The following is a 24958-nucleotide window of genomic DNA, read 5'->3' on the forward strand; positions in this document are numbered from 1 at the left end:
ATAAAGCATCACAACGTCAAGTTTTTCTTCTACCGACTTTGGACTTCTTTTTGACATACGAAAACTCCCCTTATAGTTTCTAGTGAATTTTTGTTTTTTCACTGTCCACTATAAGGGGAGTATATCAAAACGAGATGGCGATTCTGTTATTTATTTAATTCTTTGTAAAGCTCAATCCCTTCTTTCTAGTATTATTGACTTTTTTGAGCCTGCAGATTTCTGTGCTCCTAGTTTTTCAGCCTCTTTTATCTGCATCAAGCAATCTCTCCCAAATTGCACCTATAATTTCATCATCTTCAGCAGCAACTAATACTACTTCTCGATCTAAATCAATCGTCTACTTCTATCAACACGATTTTACAAAGAGCCAGTACTTACATCTCTTTTTTTCCTGTAAAACTATTCTATCTTGATACTTTAAGGAGTTTCAATCATTCGATCTGCTAACCGTTATTTTTTGGGTCTAAACTCAATAACATAGCATTAATGGCAACGATGACTGTTGACACAGACATTAGGATTGCTCCTAATGCAGGGCTTAATGTGATACCAATAGGAGCCAAAATTCCTGCAGCTAGAGGGATAGCTATAAAGTTATAACCAGCTCCCCAAAATAGGTTTTGTTTCATTTTACGAGTTGTTTTGTGTGCTAATTCAATGAATGATTCAATATCTCCTGGATCGGATTGAGTCAATATGACATCAGCTGAATCCAATGCAACTTGAGTTCCAGCACCTATAGCTATACCAACATCTGCTAAGGCAAGAGAAGGAGCATCATTTACACCATCACCTACCATGATAACTTTCTTTCCTTCATCTTTAAGTGTTTTAACTAACTCATATTTGTCTTGTGGAGATTGATTTGATCTATATTCAATCCCTAAATCTTCTGCCACGCCTTGAGCCGCTTTTTCATTATCACCTGTTGCCATAATTGGTTGAATATTGTTCTTTTTAAGAGCTTTAATTAACTCTTTACTCGTTGGTTTTAATTCGTCCCCTAAAGCTACAGCACCAATGGCATCATCGTTTTCTACTAAGACACTAAGAGTTGCTCCTTTTGGAATATCCATATCAATATTACGTCCATAGGCTTTTTGACTGATTAATTGGTAACGGTGCCCACCTACTTTACCCTCTACTCCAGAACCGGAAATCACATCAATCGAATCAAAAGATGCTGGACGTATATCTTGCTGCTCGGCGAAACTGATAATTGATTGAGCAATTGGGTGGCTAGCTCCTCCTTCAATACCTGCCAATAAGGCAATGGTTTCCTCTTTTGTATATTTGTCATTAAGAAGTTTTACATCTAATACTTTAAATTCACCAGTTGTTAAAGTACCCGTTTTATCTAAAATTATCACATCTGCATCTTGAGCTATTTCTAAGGCTTGGCGGTCTTTTACTAGTAAGCCACGGCTAGCTCCTAAGCTTGTGCTACGGGCGGTTACCAATGGAATAGCCAGACCCAATGCGTGCGGACAAGCAATAACTAATGTAGTAATAGTAAATATAACTGCCGTTGGGATATCTCCAATAATCATCCACACTACAAAAGCAATTAGCGCGACAATAACAGCAATATAGAAGAGCCACCCTGCAACCTTTTGCGCAATATTTTCTGCCCTGGAAGGCTGACTTTGAGCTTGGCTAATTAAAGTCTGTACTTGAGAGATAAAGGATTGCTCACCTGTCTCAAGCACTTTAATATAAAGTACCCCTTCTCCATTTGTTGAGCCCCCGATTACTTCATCGCCAGGGCCTTTTTTTACTGCTTTTGACTCCCCAGTTAGAAGAGCTTCATTTAAACGTGATTCGCCACGCTCGATAATCCCGTCTGCTGGCACATTTTCTCCGGCTTGAACACGAATTAAATCACCTACCTTTAAGTCAGCAACTGGTCGTGTTTCAATTGAATCGTCTTCTAATACAACGTGAGCATCTTTCGGCACTAACTTAGCCAATGCTGCTTGTGCGTCTCCTGCTTCTCCAATAGCTTTCATCTCAATCCAGTGACCTAATAGCATGATTAATAGTAATGAAGCAAATTCAAAGAAAAAGTCCATCACGTGTTCACCCGTTACGTAGGTAATGATCACAGCATAAATACTGTATAAATATGAAACACTTATACCTAAAGAAACGAGTGCCATCATTCCAGGTTTTTTTTGTTTAAATTCGTCAACTGCACCTTGATAGAATGGACGTCCACCATAAATAATTAATATAGTAGATAAAATAGCTACTACAATATCATAATATGGAAAAGTAAACTGGAATGGTAGTTTAAATCCATGTATAGGGGATAAGAGCATAATAATGATTCCTAGTGGCAATGACTTTAAGAAAAGTTCCTTAAAGCTTCCGTGATGATGGTGGTCATGCCCACTGTGCCCGCTGTGATTATGCCCACTGTGCCCGCAGTGATCATGCCCAGCACGATGTACTTGATGTTGATCCTTATGGTATCCATGTTCATCTGTGATTCCATGCTCGTGTTTTAACTTATCCATGTCGTCATAATCATGGTGATTATGGGACGAATATCTGTTGTCATTATTCATTTTAAATTCCTCCTTATACTTAATGATGATGTAAATGACATTTGCATTGTCCTTCTGGACAATTGCAATCCACTTCTTCTACTGCGAAAGATTTTTTCATCTCTAATATTTTTTCTAGTCGATCTATATCATCGAAGCTTAAAACATGATCTTCAATGATGCTTCCTATTACATTTCCGACTTTCTTATTGCAAATACGGTTAAAAATATCTTCTGCATAATCCCTTACGGCTTCTGTCTCTTCAATATTGGCAGTGTAAATAAACTTTCTACCTTCATGCTCTGTATTTAGTACGCCTTTTCCAACTAATCGACCTAAGATCGTTTTGATAGTGGATTGTGTCCAGTCCATTTTTTCTTGCATTACGGAAATGACTTTTTTACTAGTTACTCGATCATTTGCCCAAACTACACGCATGACTTCCCATTCAGCATCTGTGATAGAAGTATTAAGTTCTATTGTGCTCATTTTCCTTTCCTCCTTGTTGTTTACAGATGTAAACGAATATGTTCAAAATAAGTCTACTATTGTAAACGAAATATGTCAAGTCTTTTTTATAAATGTAACCATCTTGTTTTTTAAATAAATATAACAGCTATTATTGCCTTTGTTTTCCTATCTTTACCCAATACTAATTATAAGGTTACCATTGATTTATTTTTATTGATTTTAGAATTCCTTATTTTTAAATTTATATTTTCTAAATATGATGAACACTATTGAGCAATTTAATTGTTTATCGTATTTAGGAAATCAAGAATTGAGAAAAAGCGGAAAAATAGAAAAAAACCTATAAAATATTATTTATTATTCTACTTTAATTTGTCCCATCATACCTGCTTCTTCATGTTCAAGAATGTGACAGTGGTACATATAAGTACCCTTCTTATTAAACTTAACTATAAGTCTTACTTTTTCGTTAGGCTCAATATATACAGTATCTTTCCATCCGCTCTCCTCTGGAGAAGGCGCATTACCGTTTCTTGATAGAATTTGAACCTGTGTGCCATGAATATGGAATGGGTGCCCCATTTCATGCATCATAGATCCTGGGTTTGTAATTTCCCAAATCTCTGTATCTCCAAGCTTCACTGTTTCATCAATTCTATTCATATCAAACTTTTTACCGTTTATTGATACCATGTGACCCATACCTTGAAGCTCAAAGCTTCTTATCTTAGTAGCTTGTGCTTCTGACATTCTTTCTATATTCGTTAAAGTGCTAGGTACTTCAGTATCATCTTTCCCATCGCCTTTAACATTAAAGGTCATAATGGCTTCCTTATTACTCATAAGTGATAGCTGCGTTCCCTTTTCATACTTTGAAAAGTCCACTATTATCTCTGCTCTTTCCCCAGGTGATAACATAATATTTCTCTGGCTAACCGGTTTTTCTAAAAATCCACCATCAGATGCTATTTGATAGAATCCATCTCTATTATCTAACTTCAAATTAAAGTTATTTGCATTAGCACCATTAACTATTCTAAATCTCATCTTGACTCTATTAACCTCTAAATTAGGTTTAATAGCTCCGTTAACTATGATAGTATCCCCTGTTGCTCCATCCATCATATTTGTATTATAAATAAAACTGCCGTCCTTGCCAAAGCTTCTATCTTGAATTACTAAAGGTATATCATTTACTCCATATTCCTTAGGAATATTTAAGCTTTTTGATACTTCATCATCCACATAGAATAGTCCTGCTAAACCTTTATAAACTTGGGTAGCAGTATTTCCTCCAAAGTGCGGATGATACCACAATGTTGCAGCCTGTTGATTTACTGTAAAACTAGGCTCCCAAGTTGTTCCTGGTTCAATTCCTTGATGAGGGCCCCCATCCTTTTCTCCTTCTACCTCTAGTCCATGCCAGTGAACTGTAGTTGCTTCTTTGAGCTTGTTATTTACGTGCACATTTACTTGCTCACCTTTACTTACTCTGATGACAGGGCCTAAGAAGCTTCCGTTGTAACCCATAGTTCGTGTCTTGGTATTTGGTAAAAATGAAGTTTCTCCTTCTTGAGGTTCTAAAGTAAAATCCGCAATATTAGGATCTGGATTTTTATCCTCTAATAGTGGTGGTATAGGAAGCGTACTTTTTGTTTTACTTGTTTGAATATCTATATTAACTGCACTCTGGTTTATTTTAAAATAACTAATCATTGGTTCTAAAAATGTAATATATCCAACTGCAGTTAATACGACTGTAAGTCCAATACCTAATAACATATGTTTATTCTTACTCATTTTTATTCCTCCTTATGTTAATGATGATGTAAATGACACTCGCATTGTCCTTCTGGACAATTGCAAGCCACTTCTTCTACTGCGAAAGATTTTTTTATCTCTAATATTTTCTCTAGTCGATCTATATCATCGAAGCTTAAGACATAATCTTCAATGATACTTCCTATTACATTTCCAACTTTCTTTTTGCAAATACGGTTAAAAATATCTTCTGCATAATCCCTTACGGCTTCTGTCTCTTCAATATTGGCAGTGTAAATAAACTTTCTACCTTCTTGCTCTGTATTTAGTACGCCTTTTTCAACTAATCGACCTAAGATTGTTTTGATAGCGGATTCTGTCCAGTCCATTTTTTCTTGCATTACGGAAATGACTTTTTTACTAGTTACTCGATCATTTGCCCAAACTACACGCATGACTTCCCATTCTGCATCTGTGATGTAAGTATTAAATTCTATTGTGCTCATTCTCCTTCCTCCTATTCGTCTACAAATGTAAACAAATATGTTTAAAATAAATTTACCATTGTAAACGAATTATGTCAAGTCTTTTTATTAAATTCTCACTTTTTGGGGTCAGTCCCTTAAAACTGAAAGTTTTTAAATGAAATTAGCCATCTACCTATACTGTGAGATGAAGGCTACGACTCATTCTGATAAGTCATCGATTTCATTTGATGACAGGTTTGGAGCTGTTAGGCAAATTTGCCAAGGCTAATCATAGCCTTGCTTTAGCCCAAAAAAGACATCCAAGAGATTTCTCTTGAATGTCTGTAAACGCTGATATAATCGTAGGTCGCTTTGCTTTAAATTATACTTTTTTCTTAAACATTTGATACGAGTAGGTATTTCTTGTGAGTAATTTTCATCAAAAAATTTCATATATAATCTCCCTAATAATCATGGAAAAGTAGTAAAAATAGTTGTTATCCTAGTTGATTAAAAAAATCTCTGATTTCCTCATCTTTTATAAAATAATATATAATTTTCCCCTCTCTTCTAGTGTCCAAGATGTTTTGATTGGCTAGTTTACGAAGATGGTGGGAGGCAGATGCCATACTGAGATTTAATAAACAGGCTATATCGCAGACACAGAGTTCTTCGACGGCAAGGAGATAAAAGATGATATTTATCTGTTTATTATCGGTAAATTTTGATAAAATGCGAAGTGATTTTTGGACTTTTTCCTTTTCAAGGTAGTTCGTTGCGGTTGTAACATTTTGTTGATTTATAACATCCACTTGACAGATACTATCTTTTTTCATAATTTTTTCTCCTAGCCTAACACAGCCCATAGCATGTCAAAGCTGTTGTTTTCAATCAGGATATACATCCCCAATCCTAAATAGACAACGGCAATAAACCATCTGCTATATTTTTCCAAAGTTTCTCCAACAGAAGGGACTTGTGCTAATTTTTGGGCAGAAAAAACCAAGAGATAAATCATGACTAGAAAAGTAAGTAAAGTCACTATCAAATTCGCTAAATTTAAGGTGGTAAAATATGGGACAAAGACACCAATATTGTCAGCGCCACAACTTGCAAAAGTAATCATAGCGACTAGAAAAATCAAGTTTTTATTGTCTTTTCGCAAACCATCATTTGCAATAGCTTCTCCATCAGAATCTCCTAAAAGCAAAACTTTGAGGCCTAGGAAAATTGGAATCAAACCGAGTAAACCTAAAATCTCTTTACTAGGAATATAATTTAAGACAAATGCAAAAAGCAAACTTAGGAATATTAGACTAACAGAGCCTAGAAATTGTCCTAAATAGATGTTAATGATGTCCTTTCTACTTTTTCTTTTGGCAAAAAATAACATTAGGATAATAAGTAAGTCTATGGCTGTCCCAGAATACAGGATTATTGAAGTAACAATATTTTGAATCATAAAACACCTCATTCAAATATATTTTTGAATGTATTCTAACATTAAACTTTATAGATGTCAACTTAAAATCAACCAATTAATAATTGCATGTCAATATTTGTATTGTGTAGTTTCAGAAATATATTGTAATTCAAATTGTAGAAAATTACATCAAATATTATAATGAAAAAAGAATCCAACAAAAATTGGACTACCTGTCTCCGGTTGAATACCGGAGACGGTAGCCCTAGGATGTTTTTATTAAATTCTCACTTTTTTGGGGTCAGTCCCACGACCGTTGATTGAGCTTAAAACTATTTCGATTTATGAGCCATTGGAAATCTCGTATGATGTATATATGTCTAATTGCAAACATTAACTAGAGTAATAGCCTAGTTACAAGTCTACCTCAGTTCCTTCTAAAAATCTGACAGTTATCTGTCCATCCTCCACAATTGTAATACTATCCAATACCTGACACATCTCAAAGGAATCGAATGTCCTCAATGGCTTATTTATAATCTCAGCCAGCAACATACTATAGTACTTTTCTAGTGGACGATTTTCTTCTAGAATATTATTCCACTTCCCATGCAACAAGTCAACATTCTCACTTAGTAGTTCTACAGCCATTACTACGGCTTTCTCTAGCGTTTCTTCATCAATATGGTTATTCTGACAGCCAATCTGTCCTTTGACCCTATATCGATTGTTACATTGCCAAACCTTGCGTTTACCTCGACTGGTGGTCCAGTTCTTTCGACCAAAGGCAGAACCACATTCTGCACAGAAGCTCTTGGTATAAAAAGAAGCATTTCAATAATTTATTCATGGCCGTTAGCTATGTTTCTTTCCCCTCAAACTCCTAGTCAATGGAAACAAACACGTCCCCACAGGGTAAATAGAAATAGAATGGGATAATTTCTTGCTATCACTTCTACTCACTCCAAAAATTTTCTCACTCTGATACTTCCCCATCATACAAGAAAAAGCCTTGCAATCAAGGCTTTTCATTATCCCTTTCGTTCAAGGGTTTCTAGGCTTTTACGAGCAGAGCTACACACTCGACGTGATGCGTCTGTGGGAGTTCAAAGGTCCAGTGGACCTTTGAAGTAGCTTGCCAGAAATCAAGAGAGCAAGCTAGACAGGTTACTTGCGTTTTACTAACAAACCAACAACTTCTATGTGATGCGTCTGTGGGAAGAGGTCCACCGGCTGGACCTTGGTCAATGTATAGCCTAGTTCTTCATAGAGTTTGATGTCACGCGCCATGGTGGCTGGGTTGCAGGAGATGTAGGTGATTTTTTGAGCTTGCATGGCACAGCTTGCCTTGATGAAACTTTCAGTCAGTCCTTTGCGGGGTGGGTCAACGACAATAACAGTCGGTTTGATGCCTTCTTGGCTCCATTTAGTCATCGCATGTTCAGCAGAATCGGCTACATAGTGGGCATTGGTAATCCCGTTTCGCTCGGCATTTTTCTTTGCATCACGGACAGCTGTCTCAATTACTTCTACGCCATAAACTGCTTTAACATCTTTCGCAAACGACAGGCCGATGGTGCCAATACCAGAATAGGCATCAATAACCACGTCATCAGCTGTCAGATCAGAAAAATCAATGGCTGTCTGATAGAGTTTTTCCGCCATGACCGTATTTACTTGGTAAAAGGACTGGGCGGAGATCTCGTAGACATTGCCTAGCATGCTATCTTCTATGGTCTCTTTTCCATATAAAAGGCGGAACTCCTTGCCAAATATGGCATTGGTATGTTGATCATTGATATTTTGGATAATGGAGACGACAGCTGGAAAGGCTGTGACAATCTGCTCAATCATTTGCTCAATACGGAAAACTTTTGAGCGTGTGGTGACAACTATCAACATCATTTCGCCAGAATAATGCCCGCGCCGGATCACCAGGTTACGAATGAGACCTGTCTGCTCTTTTTCATCATAAGGTTTACTGTCGTAGCGACGTAGCAAATCGCGCGTGAAATTGATCAGACGATCGATCTCCTTCTCCTGAATATAGTAGTCCTCAATAGGAAGGAGGTCATGAGAATGTTTGCGGAAAAAACCCGTATGGAGCTGACCATTGACGCGGCGAACAGGAACCGTAGCTTTATTCCGATAGGCAAAAGGATACTCCATACCTAAGGTATCTGCCACTTCGACATCTGAAATGCCTGCGGTCTTATAGAGATTGTCCACCACTTGCTTGCGTTTAAATTTGAGTTGCTCACTGTAAGACAAATGTCCAAAATCCGCAATTCCAGTGCGCAAGTAAGCAGTATCTACATCTTGATTCCGGTGTTCAGATACTCGGATATATTCTTCCACCTTCCCATAGCCAATGGATTTTTTTGTCTTTAAAACGCGCATGCGGATTAGTTCACCCGGAAGAGCATTCTCCACAAAGAAAACAAAACCATCAATTTTAGCCACACCCTGCCCTTCATGGGTGACATCTACAATTTCCACTTCAATCATATCATTTTTTACGAACATATTTTCCTCATTCTAATACTCAATAAACACCAACATCAGACTAGCTTTCACAACCGAGAATTGTGAAAGGTTGGACCTCTTTCAATCGAGTAGAGGTTAGAGATTACCCCCTACTCGATTGACTATCCTCGCTTCTTTGTTTTTAGGTTCAATGACAAATTCCCTCACCTTTTAATTTCTTAGTTCGGGATTCTATGGTCACCTTCTTGTTTTTGGGTGACCAGTTGCAACAGTTCACTGAACTATCTCACTTCACTGGATTATTTTACTTCCCTAACTATCTTCGCTACTTAGTTTTTAAACTCAGGATTCTATGGTCACTTTCTTGTTTCTAGGTGACCAGTTGCAACAGTTCACTGAACTGTTGCAATCCCCTGACTATCCTCACTCTTCCATTTTTTAGCTCAGGTAGAAAAAGAGAGACTTCCGCCTCTCCATTATAGCATAGTTAGCGCAAGCCCAGCTCAGAAAGTTTTGTCTGATACTTTTCAAAGTCAATCTTAATTCCTAGACCGCCATACACATCATACTCATCAATCCAATCACCAATGGCTGGAATCGTTGTCTGCTCTACTCCATTTTGAGCATCCAGCAGCATACGAGGGCCACTCGTGACGAGAAAACTTGGCGGAATATTTGTAGAGGTTAGGGCATAGACTTTTCCCAGTGCCTCGGCTCCTGAAAAGAGCTTCATTGGGTTTTTAGCCTGGGTTAAAATGGCTGCAATCACCTGTTGTTGACGCTTGGTACGTCCATAGTCCACCTCATCATCACTTCTAAAGCGCGCGTAATGTAACAGGGTGCTACCATCCATCTGCTGAACGCCCACTGGAATCGTTATAGTTGGAATGGTACCATTTTCCATATGAAGGTCATCCTTAATCGTAACCTCTGGAACAACTTGGCCATTGATAGGAGCAAACTGGGCATCGATGGTCACCCCTTCCGGAAAGAGGGTATCGATAGCTGTTGCAAAGGCCGAAAAATCAACGAGAGCATAGTATTGGATATCAATATCAAAATTTTCTTTTAGGACTTCTCGGACATTTTCAGCACCCTTATGATTATTTTGTTCCCCGAATGTATAGGCACTGTTTAACTTATAGTCCGAGCCACCAATATCGATTAAGGTATCCCGCATGAAACTAACAAGTTTCACTTTTTTTTCCTTATTATTCACATTTAAGACCATGATGGAATCTGTCCGTGTCATATCTGTACTCTCGCCAGCCCGTCCATCTGTCCCGAGAATCAGAATATTGACCCCATTACTGGTTGCTTGACCATTAAACGGTTCCACCGAGGCTTTGGTGTCAATACTATTCATCCCTTTGATGAACATAAAGCCAAAGCCACCAAGTAGCAAGACAAGTCCCAACAATAATACCATGAAGAGACGTTTCATCCGTCCTTTTTTCTTCTTGCGAATCTTGGCTTTCTTGATGGGGTGTTCCTTGGGCCTTTTCTTTTTCTGGCGTGGATAGGCTGGTAAAACGTCCCCCGCTGGTCCTAAATCAGAATCGAGGAAATCCTCTGGCTCTTCCGTCCACTCCTCTACCTCTAGCGGGCGATTTCTACGATGGTCAGGACTCTGTGAATACACACTATCTCCTTGCAATTTGCGTTCTAGGTAAGCTAATTCTCTTTGCTCCCTATCATTTAGATAGTGAATGTTTTTTCGTAAGTAGTCTAATCGTAATTCCTCATGGTGGGTGAGGCGCTTCTCATATTCTGTCATTGTACTTTCCTCTTCATTGAGCCTGATAAATAAAATAGTCTCCTAAAATCTTATAAGAAATTCCTAGACTTGTCAATTCTTTTAAGGCATAGTCCAATAATACTGCTTGAGTATTGGCTACATCAAGGATGAAAAAATACTCTCCCAAAGCTGTTTTTAAAGGTCTACTTTCTATCTTAGTTAAATCAATTCCCCGCCAAGCAAAGACTGACATCGCCTTATAAAGAGCACCTGGTAGATTCTCTGGTAGGGTCAATGCTAGCGAACATTTTCTGCCAGTCTGAACAAGTGGCAAGGTGACAGCCCCACTTCCCAAGACCCAAAAACGAGTAAAATTTTGAGCCATTTCCTGAATGTCCCGTGCGACGATGGTAAGACCGTACTCCTTAGCTGCTGCCTGTGGCGCGATAGCGGCAAAGAGCTGCTTGGGATGACTGGCTACAAAACGCGCTGCATAAGCTGTACTAGCTGTGGCTTCAAGCCGTGCCTGTGGATAATGCACATCAATATATTTTTTTGCTTGTGCCAAGGCTTGAGGATGCGAGTAAATCACTTGAATATCGGTTGATGGGTCAGTCGCCATTAACTGCTGGAAAATCGGCTGTATAACCTCGGCTACAGCTCGCAAGTCTGCCTGATGAAAAAGATAGTCAACTGTCTCATGGACACTCCCTTCAATCGAGTTTTCAACTGGAATAACCGAATAATCGACAGCCTGCTCTTCCACAGCTTTCATGACCTCTGTAATCGTGTCATAAGGCACCAATTTTGCTGTCGGGAAGGCCTGTTGTGCTACCTGATACGTAAAGGAACCTCGCGGACCTAAAAATGCTATATACATCGAATAATCCTTGCTACTTCTTCTGGGGTACGATGGTCTGTATTGATGATGACATCAGACAAGCCCTCATAGAGCATCATCCGACGCTCATAAATACCATGGAAATCCTCTTTTGAATTATTTAAAAATAAGGGACGTTGGAAGATACGATCCTGCTTAATCCGCTCATATAAGACCTCAAATGAGGCGGCTAACAACACATTATCCTTGCGATTTTGGCGGAGAAGGTCTCGATTTTTTTCGGAGAGAACCACGCCACCACCTGTCGAAATAATATAATCTCCCTCTAGTTGTAGGAGTTCTTCTAGGGTTTGCGATTCCAATTTCCGAAAAGCAGCCTCGCCCTCCTTGGCAAAAAAGTCAGAGATAGACATCCCTATCTTTTCTTCTATGATTGTATCCATATCGTAAAAAGGACGGTCTATATGCTGAGAAACGGTTGTCTTTCCTGCTCCCATAAAACCTAGTAAAATAACTGCCATACTACTTCTCCTCTATCAATCCTTGTAAGTCAGTAAAGAAATCTGGATAGCTCGTATTGATGGCTTCTGCCCGCTCCAGATAGACCTCGCCCTCTTTCACTAAGAGGCTGGCAATAGCTGTCATCATACCGATTCGATGATCTCCCAGTGTATTGACCCTTGCCCCATGAAGCGGAGTCCGTCCTTTGATAATCATCCCATCCTCAGTCGGTGTAATAGCTGCTCCCATGCTATTTAAGACATCTGACACCACCTGAATGCGATCGGTCTCTTTTACCTTGAGTTCTTCTGCATCTTTGATGATGGTGGTGCCATTTGCCTGCGTTGCTAACAGTGCAATAATAGGAAGCTCGTCAATCAAACGTGGAATGAGGTCACCTGCAATCTCTACTCCCTTTAGTTCAGAAGTCTCTACTGTGATAGTTGCTGCTTTTGCCACTTCATCTACCTGACTGATGGTGAAATTTCCTCCCATCGCTTGTATCACCTCTAAAATTCCTGTTCTGGTTTCGCTAATCCCAACATTTTCAAGTACAATCTTAGCCTTTGGTACAATAAGTCCTGCGACTAGCCAAAAAGCTGCACTCGAAATATCACCCGGTACCTCTACTTCTTGGGCTATGAGATTCTGTCCTCCTGTAATACGGATTTCCTTGCCATTGATTTCAATGGTTCCTCCAAACTGTTGAAGCATATCCTCCGTATGATTGCGAGTCCTTGCCTTTTCAACAATAACAGATTCTCCTTGAGCCTGTAGGGCTGCAAAAATAAGGGCTGACTTGACCTGGGCTGAGGCAATGGGAAGTTGATAGTGAATGGCTTCCAGCTGTTTGCTCCCTTTCATAATCAGAGGGGGGAGATCACGTTCGGTTTCCCCTGTAATCGTTACCCCCATTTGCCGCAAGGGTGTCGTTATACGGTCCATGGGACGTTTGGAAAGGCTGTCATCCCCCACCATCCGCACCTCAAAATCTTGACCAGCCAAGATGCCTGCAATCAGGCGAATAGAGGTACCCGAATTTCCCATATCAAGGGGAACTATGGGAGCCTGTAGTCCGTCAAATCCCACACCGTGAATCTCCACGACTTCTCCCTTGTCTTCAATCTGGACTCCCAAGTCACGAAAGACCTGCATGGTGGATAGGACATCTTCTCCACGTAACATACCAGACACCTTGGTCACACCTTGTGCCAGACTACCAAACATAATAGAGCGGTGACTGATCGATTTATCTCCTGGTACACGCAGATGGCCTGCCAGTCTGTCTACATTTGTCCTTAATTGCATGCTGTTGTTCCTCCTCTCATTTTTTACCTTATTTCGACCGAAAGTACCTCTCGTTACAGCTTAGGAAGCTGCATTCACAGTGTAAAACTTCCATCTTAATTGAACACGTCCTAAACTCTGTGTGAAAAAATAGGCAGCTATTTTGGCTTTAGCCGATTACAGATGAGATTGCAACAGTTCGGGGAACTGTTGCAACTGGTCACCTAGAAATATGAAAGTGACCATAGAAGCCCGTAAAAATGGAAGAGCGAGGTTAGTGGTTGCAAAGCAACCTGCTTCGATTTCCTATTTTTCATTCGGTTTTTAACGGCTTCACATCTTAGTGGTCATCATTCCTTTTTGACTGCCAAACTCTCGGTAAATTTTTCCTGAATAAAATGGGCGGAAGCTGCTAATTTTTCTTCTTCGTCCCTTGTTAACTGTAGCTGAACTCGCTCGATGATGCCTTTTCGCCCAACAATCGCTGGATAGCTAAGATAGGTCTCTAAAGGCTCATAGTAGTGAGAGACTGGCAGCTCTTCATGCGCATCTGACACGATAGCTAACACTAACCGAATCGTTGCGCTTGCAATACCGTAGGAGGTGTATTTTTTAGCGTAAAAGACGGTATGACCACCTGTAATGGCTGCCTTTTCCAATACGGCTAACTCAGCTGCACTCAGGAAAGTAGCAATCTCCTGTCCCTTGACCTTGACTTGACTCCAGGCTGTAAATTGGGAATTTCCATGCTCCCCTAGATTATAGCCCTGTACGCTTCGAGCATCGATTGTAAAGTGCTGAGCGACTGCCCGCTTCATCCTTGCGGTATCGAGCAAGGTTCCTGTCCCGATGACACGTTCTTTGGGGAGGCCTGTATATTTCTGATAGAGGCTTGTCACCACATCGACTGGATTGGAAACGACTACTAGGATTCCTTTGAAGCCAACAGCCTTTAATTGCTGCGCAACAATCGGAACTTCTTTTGCAGTAAAGGGAAGCTCTGCAAAGCGATCAGCATTGGGATTATCTTGCAGCTTAATATTTCCCAATGTTGAAATGACTACATCTGCATCTGCCAAGGCCTGATAATCATTGACAATGATGTTTGGATGATGGAAAAGATTGGCTGCTGCATCTGCAAAATCCATCGCTTCTGCTGCAACCTTTTCCTCATTAGTATCAATCAAGACATAATCATCGAAGGCTCCTTGTGCTATCAATCCATGTGCCACAGTTGCTCCTACATGACCTAATCCAATAATTCCTACTTTACGTGCCATCAGTATTCCTCCTATATTTGTCCAATACACTATTCTTAGTCAGTATTCTACCATATTTAGGTAAACTTTTCATTCTTTTTTCGTACTGCTTTCTTTTTTCTCAATCCTTCCATCTGCTTTGAAGGAAAGGGGCTGACTGACAGCCTCCAGTGGAGGTTGTCACTCATCAAGATACGAGAGCGATTGATACAAGTAATACTCGTTCTATTTCCAACCTTCAACAGTCTATCCCTAGACTGTTGAAGCAACTCCTAGACAAAATAGACAATCGAAGCAGGTTGGCTTGCAACCAATGAGATTGGTCTTTTTGGCAGTGAGTTGTAGCTCGTGTTCAATTACACAAGATACAAAGGGCGTTAAGCGAGCAAAGCAAAAATAGGAGTTTTGACGCAGAACCTCAAGTTCTAGGAAAAACTATCTTTTTTGCACAGCTCGTAGCCCGAGTTCAATTACACAAGATACGAGAGCGTTTGACACGAGTGCCACTCGTTTTAGACTGAAGAAAAAGTTTATTTTCTTCAAAACGATTATTTTATTATGATACTTTACTTAGGTAGCACGGACGGCAGCAACTCCCTACGGGATTTCATGCCTAGATTTTGAGCCTAAGTCTCAAAATCTCCGAACACCAGAAACATAACGTTTCTGGTGTTTTTTGCTACGGCGTAAAGTAGCGGTTATGAGCTCGCTTCGCTCGCCTTTTCACGAAGAGATAAGAGCACTGATACTATCCTTCGATATTGACATTGACAAATTTTCTCAGAGATACTTTGTCTACAACCTGACACGAGTGCCACTCGGTCTATCTCCAACCTTCAACAGTCTATCCCTAGACTGGTTGACACGAGTTGACCAAGTAGCCTGTTGATTTTTAAAGAGTACGAAAACAAAAGCACTATAAATTGGTACATACATGACTGCAATAGAAAGCAGAAAAGAGTCTGAGATTAGCCCAAACTCTTTTGATGTTTATCTGATTTAGGTTGCAACTTGCTCTGCAGCTAGTTTACCAGAGGTGAGGGCCCAAGCATTATTGGCGCCAGATGGTGAGTCTGTTCCCATGACACCACCGACTACCTCACCAGCAGCATATAAGCCTGTAATCGTTTGACCTTCTTGGTTCATAACCTCTAGTCGATCATTGACCACTAGACCACCCATAGTCGTTGCAAAACGCGGTTTTTGTTCAATCATATAGTAAGGTCCTGAACCGATTGGAACTTGTAGGAATTCGATTTGACGGTTGAAATCCTCATCTTTTCCATTTGCAACAAAGCGATTGAAGCGTGCTACAGTATTAGCCAGAGCATGGGTATCCATGCCTGCTAAATCTGCCAGTTCTTCTAGCGTTTCCGCATGGAAAAGATAGGGAGTCTTACGACCATTACTGTCTAACCATTCTTCCACTTCTTTTTCTGAAATACCACCTTCTGCAATCTCCTTGCGGAAGATGGAGAAGTGGTGCTGGTCGAGCAAGAGATAGAGAACTTTTGATTCTTGCTCCATAAGAACATCGAGAATGTCATGGTTACTTGCTCGTTCATTCACTACCCGTTGTCCATTGGTATTGACCAAGAGACCATTTTCACGAAGGACGGCGATGTTTCCTCCAATGGTTGACTTAGCAGTCCCTGGTGAAACCTCAACACCATTTGGATAGATCTTTCCTAGCTCCATCATCAGAGTTGCGGCATTGACATCCGGTGCTTGTGCCATCTGTACTCCTTCTCCCATAGAGGAGCGCGTCCCATAGAACAGGACATCTTTCAACTCATCTGAGAGCATGGCCTTGTTATTTCCATATCCACCTGTTGTGAGAATTACCGCCTTCGAGGAGATACGATGGGTGGTCCCGTTTTCTTCAACAGCAACGAGGCCTGTCACACGCCCTTGATCATCTGTCAAGAGTTTTTCAGCCTTGGTTTGAAGGAGCAGGTTTACAGATGAGGCAGCCATTTTCGCTCGGACTGAGGCTGCAAATCCATGACCTCCATGGGCATAAGCCAATTCCCTATCCTTACGGTATTCCGCTAGAACATGCAAGCCTCCAGCCATATCATACTCAACACCAACATAATCATGAACCCAATCTGTTGCTTGACCAACATTGTTGGCTAAAAGCTCAAGGAGTTCCCTGACATTTTTATGGTTTCCATTTTCCAGAAAATCTTCGATCATCAGCTGAGGCGTATCGTCCACTACACCTGATTCGTGTTGAAGGCGAGACCCCATCACAACCTGATTTCCTCCTGAAACCGAAATCGCACCACCGATAAAGCTGAGTTTTTCAATCAGTGTTACTGATAGGCCTAGTTCTTCTGCCCTAAGGGCTGCTGCAATCCCTGCTGCTCCACCACCAACAACGACGACATCAGCTCTTTCCTCCATAACTGCTGTTGAACGCTCGATGACTGGCTTTTGGCGGGCTTTCAGTACATCCACTGCATCCTGACCACTGGCTTGAAGGGCTGCTGCTGCTACCCCATCAATAACCCCTTGACTGGTAGAGGAGGCACCTGACACAGCATCGACATTGAGGGTTTGGAACTCAATGATTTGTTTTGGCAGCCGTTCAAATACCAAGTCAGATAGACCCTCTGACTCCCCACCACTATCAATTTCAATAGCTGTAATGCGTGTGTCATCAAATGTTACAAGCATTGGCAATTCGCTGTTATGCCCATGCGCTGTGACATGGTATTGACCAGGAGTAAAGGATAAATCTTGATCCATCAACTCTGCCAAACGGGCTTGTTTTTTCTTTTCTGCCTCAATATCTTTCACTAGGAAGAAGGTATCATCCATAAATTGCCATAAAGGTGATGGGATAACGAGTGCTTCGCGATCATGAATATCTGCAAAGGGACGAGCTTCTTTCCCCTCACGAATCACACTCAGCCAGTCTGGCTCTGTCAAGAAACCTTTGGCAACGGCTAATAGATCATAACCTGCTGCTAAAGCCCCCTCAGCATCGGCCTTTTGGAGAATACCTCCAACGCCCATGACAGGAATATTCGCTAATTTTTCAGAACGCTGTTCAAGGAATTTGGTGATGAGCATTTCCGTATCATCTATCTTTATAATTGACGAGCGATTGTAGATTCCCATTGAGAAATGAACATAATCCAAGTCGTATTCTGCCAAGGTGTTCAAGAGATACATGGTGTCTTCAAAACAAATCCCCGGCTCTTCCAGTTCTTCTGGTGAAAAACGATAGCCTAGAACAAAGTTTTCTGCCCCTTCTTCTTCGATAATGCGTTTCGCTGCCTTAACGACCTCTACTGGAAATTTCACCCGTTTTTCTCTATTGCCACCCCAGGCATCTTCACGACGATTGGAGTGGGGAGAAAAGAATTGCTGGATCAGATAGGTATTGGCTCCATGTAGCTCTACACCATCAAAACCAGCTCGAATGGCACGGCGAACCCCTTCGGCAAAGGCAGCAATCATGTCCAAAATCTCTCGATGGGTCATCTCTGTGGGAACAGGGGCATTGGGGCGGAGTGCTGCTACTGCGGAAGCAGAAATCGGATTTTTCCCTTCATTCATTTCTGGAAAAGCCATCCGACCTGCATGATAAATTTGAATAAAGGCTTTTGACCCCTTTTCTTGAATAGCTTTTGCCAGGCGAGCCAGTCCTTCAATCTTATCGTCCTTGTCGATCCCTAGCGCACCGTAGAAGCCACGACCATAGTTTTCCACAAAGGCAGACTCTACGATAACAGCACCGACCTCACCAGCGCGATGAGCGTAGTAGCTAATCAATTCTTCTGTCATACTTCCATCAAAATAAGCAGATTGGGTAGTCATCGGAGAGACGACGACCCTATTTTTTAGCTCTAGTCCAGAAGCCAAACGAACGGTATCAAAAAGTTCTTTTGTCATATTTTATTCCTCATTTGTTAATTGTAAAGTGGTTAACATCTCCCGCAAGGCAGTAACAGGAACTTGTCCAGGTGCGGAGGCCTGAGCAGCGGCTCCAAAGGTTGCCGACGAGCCAAAGACTTCACCACTAACACGACTAACCATCCCGAGCGCTCCCATTGACATCGTAATCAAGGGACGGCTTGCAGTTTTAGAAACCTCAGCAGTAGCTTGAAGGAGGGTCAGAACATCTTGATTAGACTGAGGCATCACAGCAATCTTACAAATGTCCGCGTCTCTAGCTTCCATGAGACGGAGTCTACGGATAATTTCTTCCTTAGCAGGTGTCGCATCAAAGTCATGGTTACACATCACGACTTTCACTTCTTTTTCATTTGCAAGTGCAATCATTGCTGCCACTTCTTTTTCTGGCATGAAGAGCTCCAGATCTATCAAATCTGCCTGCCCCTTTTCTAGTACAGCACGGTAAATCTCAAAATATAGGTCATCTGAAATCTCTAAGACACCACCTTCTTTTGCCGTACGAAAGGTTACAAGAAGGGGTTTTCCTGCCGCTTGCCTCACCTGATGTGAAAGGCTTGCTACTGATTCTGGCTGCGTCACATCGTCATAGAAATCAATCCGCCACTCCACCACATCACAATCCAAGTCCTTGGCTTGTGTGGCTACTGTCAAAATACTCTCTGCTGTTTTGCCAACTAAAGGCACTATGATTTTGGGTCTTCCCTTACCAAAGGTAACATCTCCAACCCTTACATACTTAACATTATTGTTCATCTCAACCACCTTTTTGTGATAATATTCACTTAAAAGTATACCAAATCCTACCTACCAAATCTAATAGATATATTTTGCCAATCGATAAATTTCATCTATGTTTTACACCAGCTCCTGATTGATAGCAACACTATTTTTTCTACTTCAATAAAAATCAAACCAGGAAACGAAATGGCTACCAAGGGCTAGAAACTCGAGAAAAAAGGACTATTTAGCGAAAATAATCCTTGTTTGTTACTATCTTTTATAACAGCTTTTACTTCACATCTCCACCAAAGAAGAGGTCTCGGATGTAGTCAACTGGCATATCTTCTCCTGTATGGAGTTTGAAAGCCTCTGCTCCTTGGTAGATCATCATACCGATACCATTGATGGCTTTTTTCGCTCCATGTTCTTTGGCAAAGCGGAGCAACTCTGTTTCTGCTGGACTATAGACCACATCAAAAACTACGAGGTCCGGGCGAATGACGGATGGATCATTGATCAGTTTTTGACTTTCTAATGGCTTCATACCCACACCAGTTGCGTCAATAAAGATGGAACTTTCTGCAATCGATTGATAGAAGGTTGCTGTATCTTCCAAATCATGCAAACTCGCCTTGGTTTCCGTGCGGTGATTTAATTTTTCAACGGTTTTCTCTGCATTTTCATAGCATTTGTCCTTGATATTGAAAATCCGAACTTCTTTTGCCCCATCTAGTCCTAGCTGAATAGCAATCGCTGTGCCGGCTCCACCAGCACCTGCCAAGGTGATAATTTGGTCTTTAACCTCCACACCTTCGGCTGCTAAGGCTCGAACTGCACCTGTACCATCTGTGCAATGCCCTACTAGATGCCCCTTACCGTCCTTATTCACCACGGTATTGACTGCACCAACCAATTCTGCTGCTGGTGATAACTCGTCTAAATAAGGAATGATGGCCTGTTTATTTGGCATTGAAACATTGGAACCACGAATACCCAAGGCACGAATACCTTGGACTGCATCTGCTAATTCCTCCTGTCCCACTTCAAAAGCCAAGTAGGCATAGTCTAACCCCAGTTTGGCATAGGCTTCATTGTGCATTTTGGGAGAGAGACTATGGCGAATGGGAGTAGCAATCAAGCTAACTAATAAAGTGTGTCCTGACAGACGTTCTGACATATAGATACCTCTTTCTATTATTTGTAATACTAAACCAGCTCAAGTAAGATGTGAGGACGTTAAGAAAATGTAAGTACCCAAAGGGCATCCATATCTGTAAAGCAGGCAAGGCCTGCAACAGCTACGGCAAAAATAGGGAATTGGGGCAGGTGACTCAGACAACCGCTAACCTCGCTGTCTAATTTTTAGGCTCGGGCTTCTATGGTCACTTTCTTCTTTTTGGGTGACCAGTTGAAACAGTTCCCCGAACTGTTTCAATCTCATCTGTAATTGGCTAAAGCCGAAACAGCTACCTACCCCCTTAAAGGGATTCTCATCTGTAATCGGCTAAAGCCGAAACAGCTGCCTACCCCCTTAAAGGGATTCTCATCTGTAATTGGCTAAAGCCAAAACAGCTGCCTACCTTTTCCGAGATTTTTGCCTGTGTTCCATTCGGCCAGCTTCCTAGTCTACTTGCTGCTGTTTATTGAGTATAAAAATTGTTTGATAACGCTTGTGTACGATGAATAGACACGCTGAGCCTAGAAAGGCCAGACTAATGATCAGTATGAATATATAATTCAAATTTTGCTCCGCTAACACCCCGGTCAAATAAGGAATCCCCATGACCGCAATCGATGTTGCAAGCGAATAATAGCTCGTAATCAATCCACGCTTGAAAGGGAAAAATTCGAGCAAGATGGCAAGACCCAGCTGCCAGATTCCTCCTGCTGCAAAAAAGCCAACGACAAAAGTTGAAAACATGACCGTATAAAGATTCGGAAGGAGAATCATCAAGAGCAGGGCAAGGCCTGTCGTCGTCGTACAAAAAATCATGAAGGTAGGAACATTAATGCCACGATTGACAATAAAGGAGGTCAGAAAGACAGAAACAAAGGAAAAAATGCTATAGGCACTCACCAAGATTAGACTGTCGGCTTCTGCCATTCCTATTGCCTGCTGGGCAAAGGAGGGAATCCAAGTGATGTAGATATTAAAGAGCGAAACAGAGACAAAGGAAAACGTGAGTAAGGCGAGTCCCTCCACCCTAAAGTTTGCCTGTCCATGACGAGCTACAGAAGCTGCCTCAACAGTGGCCTTCATCTCCACTTCTGGCTTTTTCTCAACCGCAGGAAAAGGTAATTTTAGAGAGACCACTAAATTCAATATCATACAAATAGCTGATACAATAAAGGTCCAACCAAAATAATGACCATTTTTTAAAATGAAGCTAGTAATGATGGGAAAGACAAACTGACCCATAGAAATAAATGCTTTATTCAAAACACTCAAGGCACTATTACTACTACGATTCTCAAAGGCTTCGACAACAACTGGATAGGTACTCGTATCCAAAAACGCATTCCCGAATCCTGCAAAAATCGAGATAATAAAGGCCACAATGTAATTTGGCGCAAGGAGCAGACCGATAAAGAAGATGATATACGAGACAATCCCTAACAGTACCGCACATCTGCGGCCAAGGGTGTCCGAAATCACTCCAGCCGTATTGATACTTAAAATGCGCCCCAGTCCGATCGCGCTGATAACGAGAGTAATCTGACTGATACTTGCACCCCAATTCTCACGGAGTACGGACATGTTTTGCGATACAATAATCGTCGCAATCCCCTGAAAAATGTAGTTTACATACAAACTACTGATGGTTGGTATATATTTATTTTTACTCACAGGAATCCTATTCCCCTCTCATTCCAAATCAGTATTGCAAAGACAGATTCTCCTGCTCTTTAGAAACAAGTACAAAAAGTAAACTAAAAGTCTATCACAGAAACTCCGACAACTGCTCTAGGGGAGTTCCTACTCTTATCGTCTCCAGTTCATTATTGTTGCTTCAGCCTTTATACTCGTCAACATCAAGCCCTGATGTCATTGAAGATGTAAAGACCAAGGGAAAACAGAAATTCTGACCTGTCAACAGCTCCTGCGAAAGTTTCCCAGCTTGGAATAGCTATCAACTATTTCAAACACCTTCAGTTCCCTTTGTCTATTCTGATTTCGATGTCTATAAAGTATTATTTCTTAGAGTTTGAGAAAACCGATACTCCAAAAATATGACGATAGCGTGTCCCAGCAAACAGCATCAAGGCCGCTGAAGCAATCCCCGTTACCGCTACAATTACCATGATAATCTCTGCTTGTCCTGAAGCAATCAAGTTAGCCGCTAATTGTGGGACAATGTAGGAACCAAGAGCCATGACAAAGTAATAGATACTTGTATTACGACCTTTGTTGGTATCAAAGAATTGGTTCAAGACCGCATTTCCCATTTGGAGTAAACCACCAGCTGAACAAAAACCAACGACAATGCCCGCAATGGTCAAGGTAGTCGGACTTGGAGCGAGGAATACCACCAAGCCTGCGAGACCTGCAAAGATTGGACTCACAACGAGGATGGCAATATCTCGGATACCACGCGCCATCATCAAGGAGAATACGATAGTAGCGACCAATCCCCCTAATTGGTAGAGGGAGGTAACAGATGCTGCTGCTGTTTCAGACATGTTGAGCACATTTTGTGCATATATTTTGGAGGCTTGTTGAAAAAGATAGAAGTTTGAATAAATCGTTAGGGCAAAGAGTGGTAAGACAAGCCCATCAATCGCAAATTTTCCTTCATTTTTCTTCACAAGACCGCTGTTGGTACCAGCACTGGCAGCACTTTGACGTGCTTCCAGCTGACGGATAGCTTCTGTTGGAGATAGTTTCTCTGCTTTTTGCAAATCCGCATCTGGGAAATGGGCAAAGATGACTCCCACCAAGACCAGCAAGCTCAAGGCGAATGGTACGATAATCCCAATTTGTGGATTGAGATTATTGGTGACGAGGAAGGCTACAAATAGCGGATAAAGAATCGAGGAGATAGAAATCAAAGCCTTACTAAGAACAGAAGCTGTCGCCTTGTTCTTCGGATACATTTCAAACAAGGCTGGATTGATTGCTCCATCAAATAAAGAAGTCATGGCTCCACCCACAAATCCAAGAATCTTCGCAATGGAGAGATCGGTCGCAAACAAGAAAGCGCCAAACATCAACACATACCCAAGCAATCCTGCCACAATCAATGGTTTCCGTCCAATTCTATCAGACAAGGGACCTGAGAAAATCAGGAAGGAAATTTTTCCGATTCCTGTCCAGGCAATCGCTCCCAATACAGCCGCTGTGGCAATCTTCATTTTATCCGGATCAGCCAAATCAGCAGTGCTAATCAAATTCCATTTGACGGCAAAGAATTTTGCATTTTGAGAAATCGTTAGGGCTTGGATACCGTGACAAAAGTATGCCATCCATAACAAGAAAGCCGAAAAATTATATTTATTATTCTTAAACATTTACATCATAATCCCTTCATACAAATAGTGTAAACAATGAACATCTCAGCTGACAAAGTATCCTTTTGAGTTTTAAAGAGTCTACAGTCAGGCAAGGACAGAAGAAGGCAGCTGGAGAACTTCACAAGAGGTTAGTTAGTTCCCTTTAATCGCTCTAGATAAGCCCTATGTTCCTTGATGGCATATTCGCGACGACCACCTGGTTTGGGAGTCTGATCCCCCATCATGATACCAAATCCACCTTCTACGCGTAATTCGTGTCCGTTGGTATAGTCAGAACGATCACTTGCAAGATACAAGACAGCATTGGCGATATCCATGGTCGTTCCAATTCGTTTGTTGGCAGTAAGCGCCTTGCGACCTTCTTCTACGGTTGGATCTGCATAAAAGGCTTCTGACAGAGGCGTCTTAACAAAGCACGGTTGGATACAGTTACTGCGAACCCCAAATTGTCCCCACTCTGCTGCCATCTGCCGCGACATCATATTGACACCAGCCTTGGTGGAACTATAAGCCGCTGAATACGTTTCTGGGAAAACAGAGGCAATGGTTGAAATATGAACCATATTTCCCTTTCCTTGCTTGATAAACTGACGACCGAAGCGTTGGGATACCAAGAAATAGCCTGTTAGGTTGATGTCCACCGTCTGCCGCCATTCTTCCAGCGGAAGATCTTCCAGTGGACAAGCACGAAGCATGGCTGCTGTATTGACCAAAATATCAACCGTTCCAAATTTTTCAACAGCAAGCTCCACGGCTCGATCGACATCTGCTTCCACGGTAGAGTTGGTCGTAATGGCTAGTGTCTTTACACCGTATGTATCGGCTATTTCTTGCGCATATTCTTTCAGGTCTTTCTCACGAATGTCTAACAAGACAATATTGGTTCCTTGTTTTGCAAATTCTTGTACAATAGTCTTTCCCATTCCACCAACAGCTCCTGTTACAACTGCTGTTTTTCCTCTAAGGCCTAACCAAGTATCTGACATGTTGTTTCTCCTTCTTCCTATTTTT

At 41.3% G+C, this 24958-nt stretch carries 19 protein-coding genes and 2 pseudogenes; 1 reads left to right on the forward strand and 20 read right to left on the reverse strand.

Going from position 1 to position 24958, the window contains the following annotated elements; all coding sequences use genetic code 11:
- Positions 1 to 443: 443 nt before the first annotated feature.
- The 6 genes from BVE84_RS07975 to BVE84_RS08000 form a co-directional block, all read right to left on the reverse strand.
- Entirely contained in the window at positions 444 to 2570 is a 2127-nt protein-coding gene (locus tag BVE84_RS07975; protein ID WP_076996517.1) for a heavy metal translocating P-type ATPase, read from the reverse strand.
- Between the two features lie 19 nt (positions 2571 to 2589).
- The gene (locus BVE84_RS07980) at positions 2590 to 3039 is read right to left on the reverse strand and encodes a CopY/TcrY family copper transport repressor (RefSeq protein WP_076996518.1); all 450 of its coding nucleotides are present in this window, start codon (positions 3037 to 3039) and stop codon (positions 2590 to 2592) included.
- 339 nt (positions 3040 to 3378) lie between these two features.
- Positions 3379 to 4821, reverse strand: a complete 1443-nt coding sequence (locus BVE84_RS07985) for a multicopper oxidase family protein (RefSeq protein ID WP_076996519.1) — start codon at positions 4819 to 4821, stop codon at positions 3379 to 3381.
- 17 nt (positions 4822 to 4838) lie between these two features.
- The gene (locus BVE84_RS07990; RefSeq protein ID WP_076996520.1) at positions 4839 to 5288 is read right to left on the reverse strand and encodes a CopY/TcrY family copper transport repressor; all 450 of its coding nucleotides are present in this window, start codon (positions 5286 to 5288) and stop codon (positions 4839 to 4841) included.
- 458 nt (positions 5289 to 5746) lie between these two features.
- Positions 5747 to 6085: a Cd(II)/Zn(II)-sensing metalloregulatory transcriptional regulator CadX gene (gene cadX, locus BVE84_RS07995; protein WP_000711078.1), complete on the reverse strand. Its 339-nt coding sequence runs from the start codon at positions 6083 to 6085 to the stop codon at positions 5747 to 5749.
- Positions 6086 to 6096: 11 nt separating this feature from the next.
- Positions 6097 to 6711, reverse strand: coding sequence for a CadD family cadmium resistance transporter (locus tag BVE84_RS08000; protein WP_306170843.1), 615 nt, complete (start codon positions 6709 to 6711; stop codon positions 6097 to 6099).
- 119 nt (positions 6712 to 6830) lie between these two features.
- On the opposite strand from BVE84_RS08000, the pseudogene BVE84_RS08005 reads away from it, so the two are divergent.
- A pseudogene (locus BVE84_RS08005) lies at positions 6831 to 6935 on the forward strand (IS3 family transposase); the annotation flags it as partial.
- A gap of 151 nt (positions 6936 to 7086) precedes the next feature.
- Here BVE84_RS08005 and BVE84_RS11340 read toward each other — a convergent pair.
- From BVE84_RS11340 to BVE84_RS08070, 14 genes and pseudogenes are all read right to left on the reverse strand, one after another.
- Complete coding sequence (locus BVE84_RS11340; protein WP_416222645.1) at positions 7087 to 7323, reverse strand: resolvase; 237 nt, start codon at positions 7321 to 7323, stop codon at positions 7087 to 7089.
- Positions 7324 to 7374: 51 nt separating this feature from the next.
- Positions 7375 to 7422, reverse strand: a pseudogene (locus tag BVE84_RS11345) (hypothetical protein); the annotation flags it as partial.
- 417 nt (positions 7423 to 7839) lie between these two features.
- Positions 7840 to 9198 carry a 23S rRNA (uracil(1939)-C(5))-methyltransferase RlmD gene (gene rlmD, locus BVE84_RS08015; protein ID WP_076996522.1) on the reverse strand — a complete coding sequence of 453 codons (1359 nt, stop codon included), beginning with the start codon at positions 9196 to 9198 and terminating at the stop codon, positions 7840 to 7842.
- A 448-nt stretch (positions 9199 to 9646) separates the two neighbouring features.
- Positions 9647 to 10936: an LCP family protein gene (locus tag BVE84_RS08020; RefSeq protein WP_076996523.1), complete on the reverse strand. Its 1290-nt coding sequence runs from the start codon at positions 10934 to 10936 to the stop codon at positions 9647 to 9649.
- 13 nt (positions 10937 to 10949) lie between these two features.
- Positions 10950 to 11777 (reverse strand): prephenate dehydratase, encoded by an 828-nt coding sequence (gene pheA, locus BVE84_RS08025; protein WP_076996524.1) that lies wholly within the window; start codon positions 11775 to 11777, stop codon positions 10950 to 10952.
- Positions 11768 to 12259, reverse strand: coding sequence for a shikimate kinase (locus tag BVE84_RS08030; protein WP_076996525.1), 492 nt, complete (start codon positions 12257 to 12259; stop codon positions 11768 to 11770). Before BVE84_RS08030 ends, pheA begins: the two co-directional genes overlap by 10 nt.
- 1 nt (position 12260) lies before the next feature.
- Positions 12261 to 13547 (reverse strand): 3-phosphoshikimate 1-carboxyvinyltransferase, encoded by a 1287-nt coding sequence (gene aroA, locus BVE84_RS08035; RefSeq protein WP_076996526.1) that lies wholly within the window; start codon positions 13545 to 13547, stop codon positions 12261 to 12263.
- A 329-nt stretch (positions 13548 to 13876) separates the two neighbouring features.
- Complete coding sequence (locus BVE84_RS08040) at positions 13877 to 14806, reverse strand: lactate/malate family dehydrogenase (RefSeq protein WP_076996527.1); 930 nt, start codon at positions 14804 to 14806, stop codon at positions 13877 to 13879.
- Between the two features lie 978 nt (positions 14807 to 15784).
- Positions 15785 to 18691, reverse strand: a complete 2907-nt coding sequence (locus BVE84_RS08045) for an FAD-dependent oxidoreductase (RefSeq protein ID WP_076996528.1) — start codon at positions 18689 to 18691, stop codon at positions 15785 to 15787.
- Between the two features lie 3 nt (positions 18692 to 18694).
- Positions 18695 to 19468 (reverse strand): type I 3-dehydroquinate dehydratase, encoded by a 774-nt coding sequence (gene aroD / locus BVE84_RS08050; protein ID WP_076996529.1) that lies wholly within the window; start codon positions 19466 to 19468, stop codon positions 18695 to 18697.
- 256 nt (positions 19469 to 19724) lie between these two features.
- Positions 19725 to 20612 carry a shikimate dehydrogenase gene (locus tag BVE84_RS08055; protein ID WP_076996530.1) on the reverse strand — a complete coding sequence of 296 codons (888 nt, stop codon included), beginning with the start codon at positions 20610 to 20612 and terminating at the stop codon, positions 19725 to 19727.
- A gap of 444 nt (positions 20613 to 21056) precedes the next feature.
- Positions 21057 to 22283: an MFS transporter gene (locus tag BVE84_RS08060; protein WP_179098469.1), complete on the reverse strand. Its 1227-nt coding sequence runs from the start codon at positions 22281 to 22283 to the stop codon at positions 21057 to 21059.
- A gap of 344 nt (positions 22284 to 22627) precedes the next feature.
- Positions 22628 to 23944 (reverse strand): MFS transporter, encoded by a 1317-nt coding sequence (locus tag BVE84_RS08065; protein WP_076996532.1) that lies wholly within the window; start codon positions 23942 to 23944, stop codon positions 22628 to 22630.
- A gap of 131 nt (positions 23945 to 24075) precedes the next feature.
- Positions 24076 to 24933 carry an SDR family NAD(P)-dependent oxidoreductase gene (locus BVE84_RS08070; RefSeq protein ID WP_076996533.1) on the reverse strand — a complete coding sequence of 286 codons (858 nt, stop codon included), beginning with the start codon at positions 24931 to 24933 and terminating at the stop codon, positions 24076 to 24078.
- Between the last annotated feature and the right edge of the window lie 25 nt (positions 24934 to 24958).

It is taken from the genome of Streptococcus azizii, from assembly GCF_001984715.1.
Taxonomy (GTDB): domain Bacteria; phylum Bacillota; class Bacilli; order Lactobacillales; family Streptococcaceae; genus Streptococcus; species Streptococcus azizii.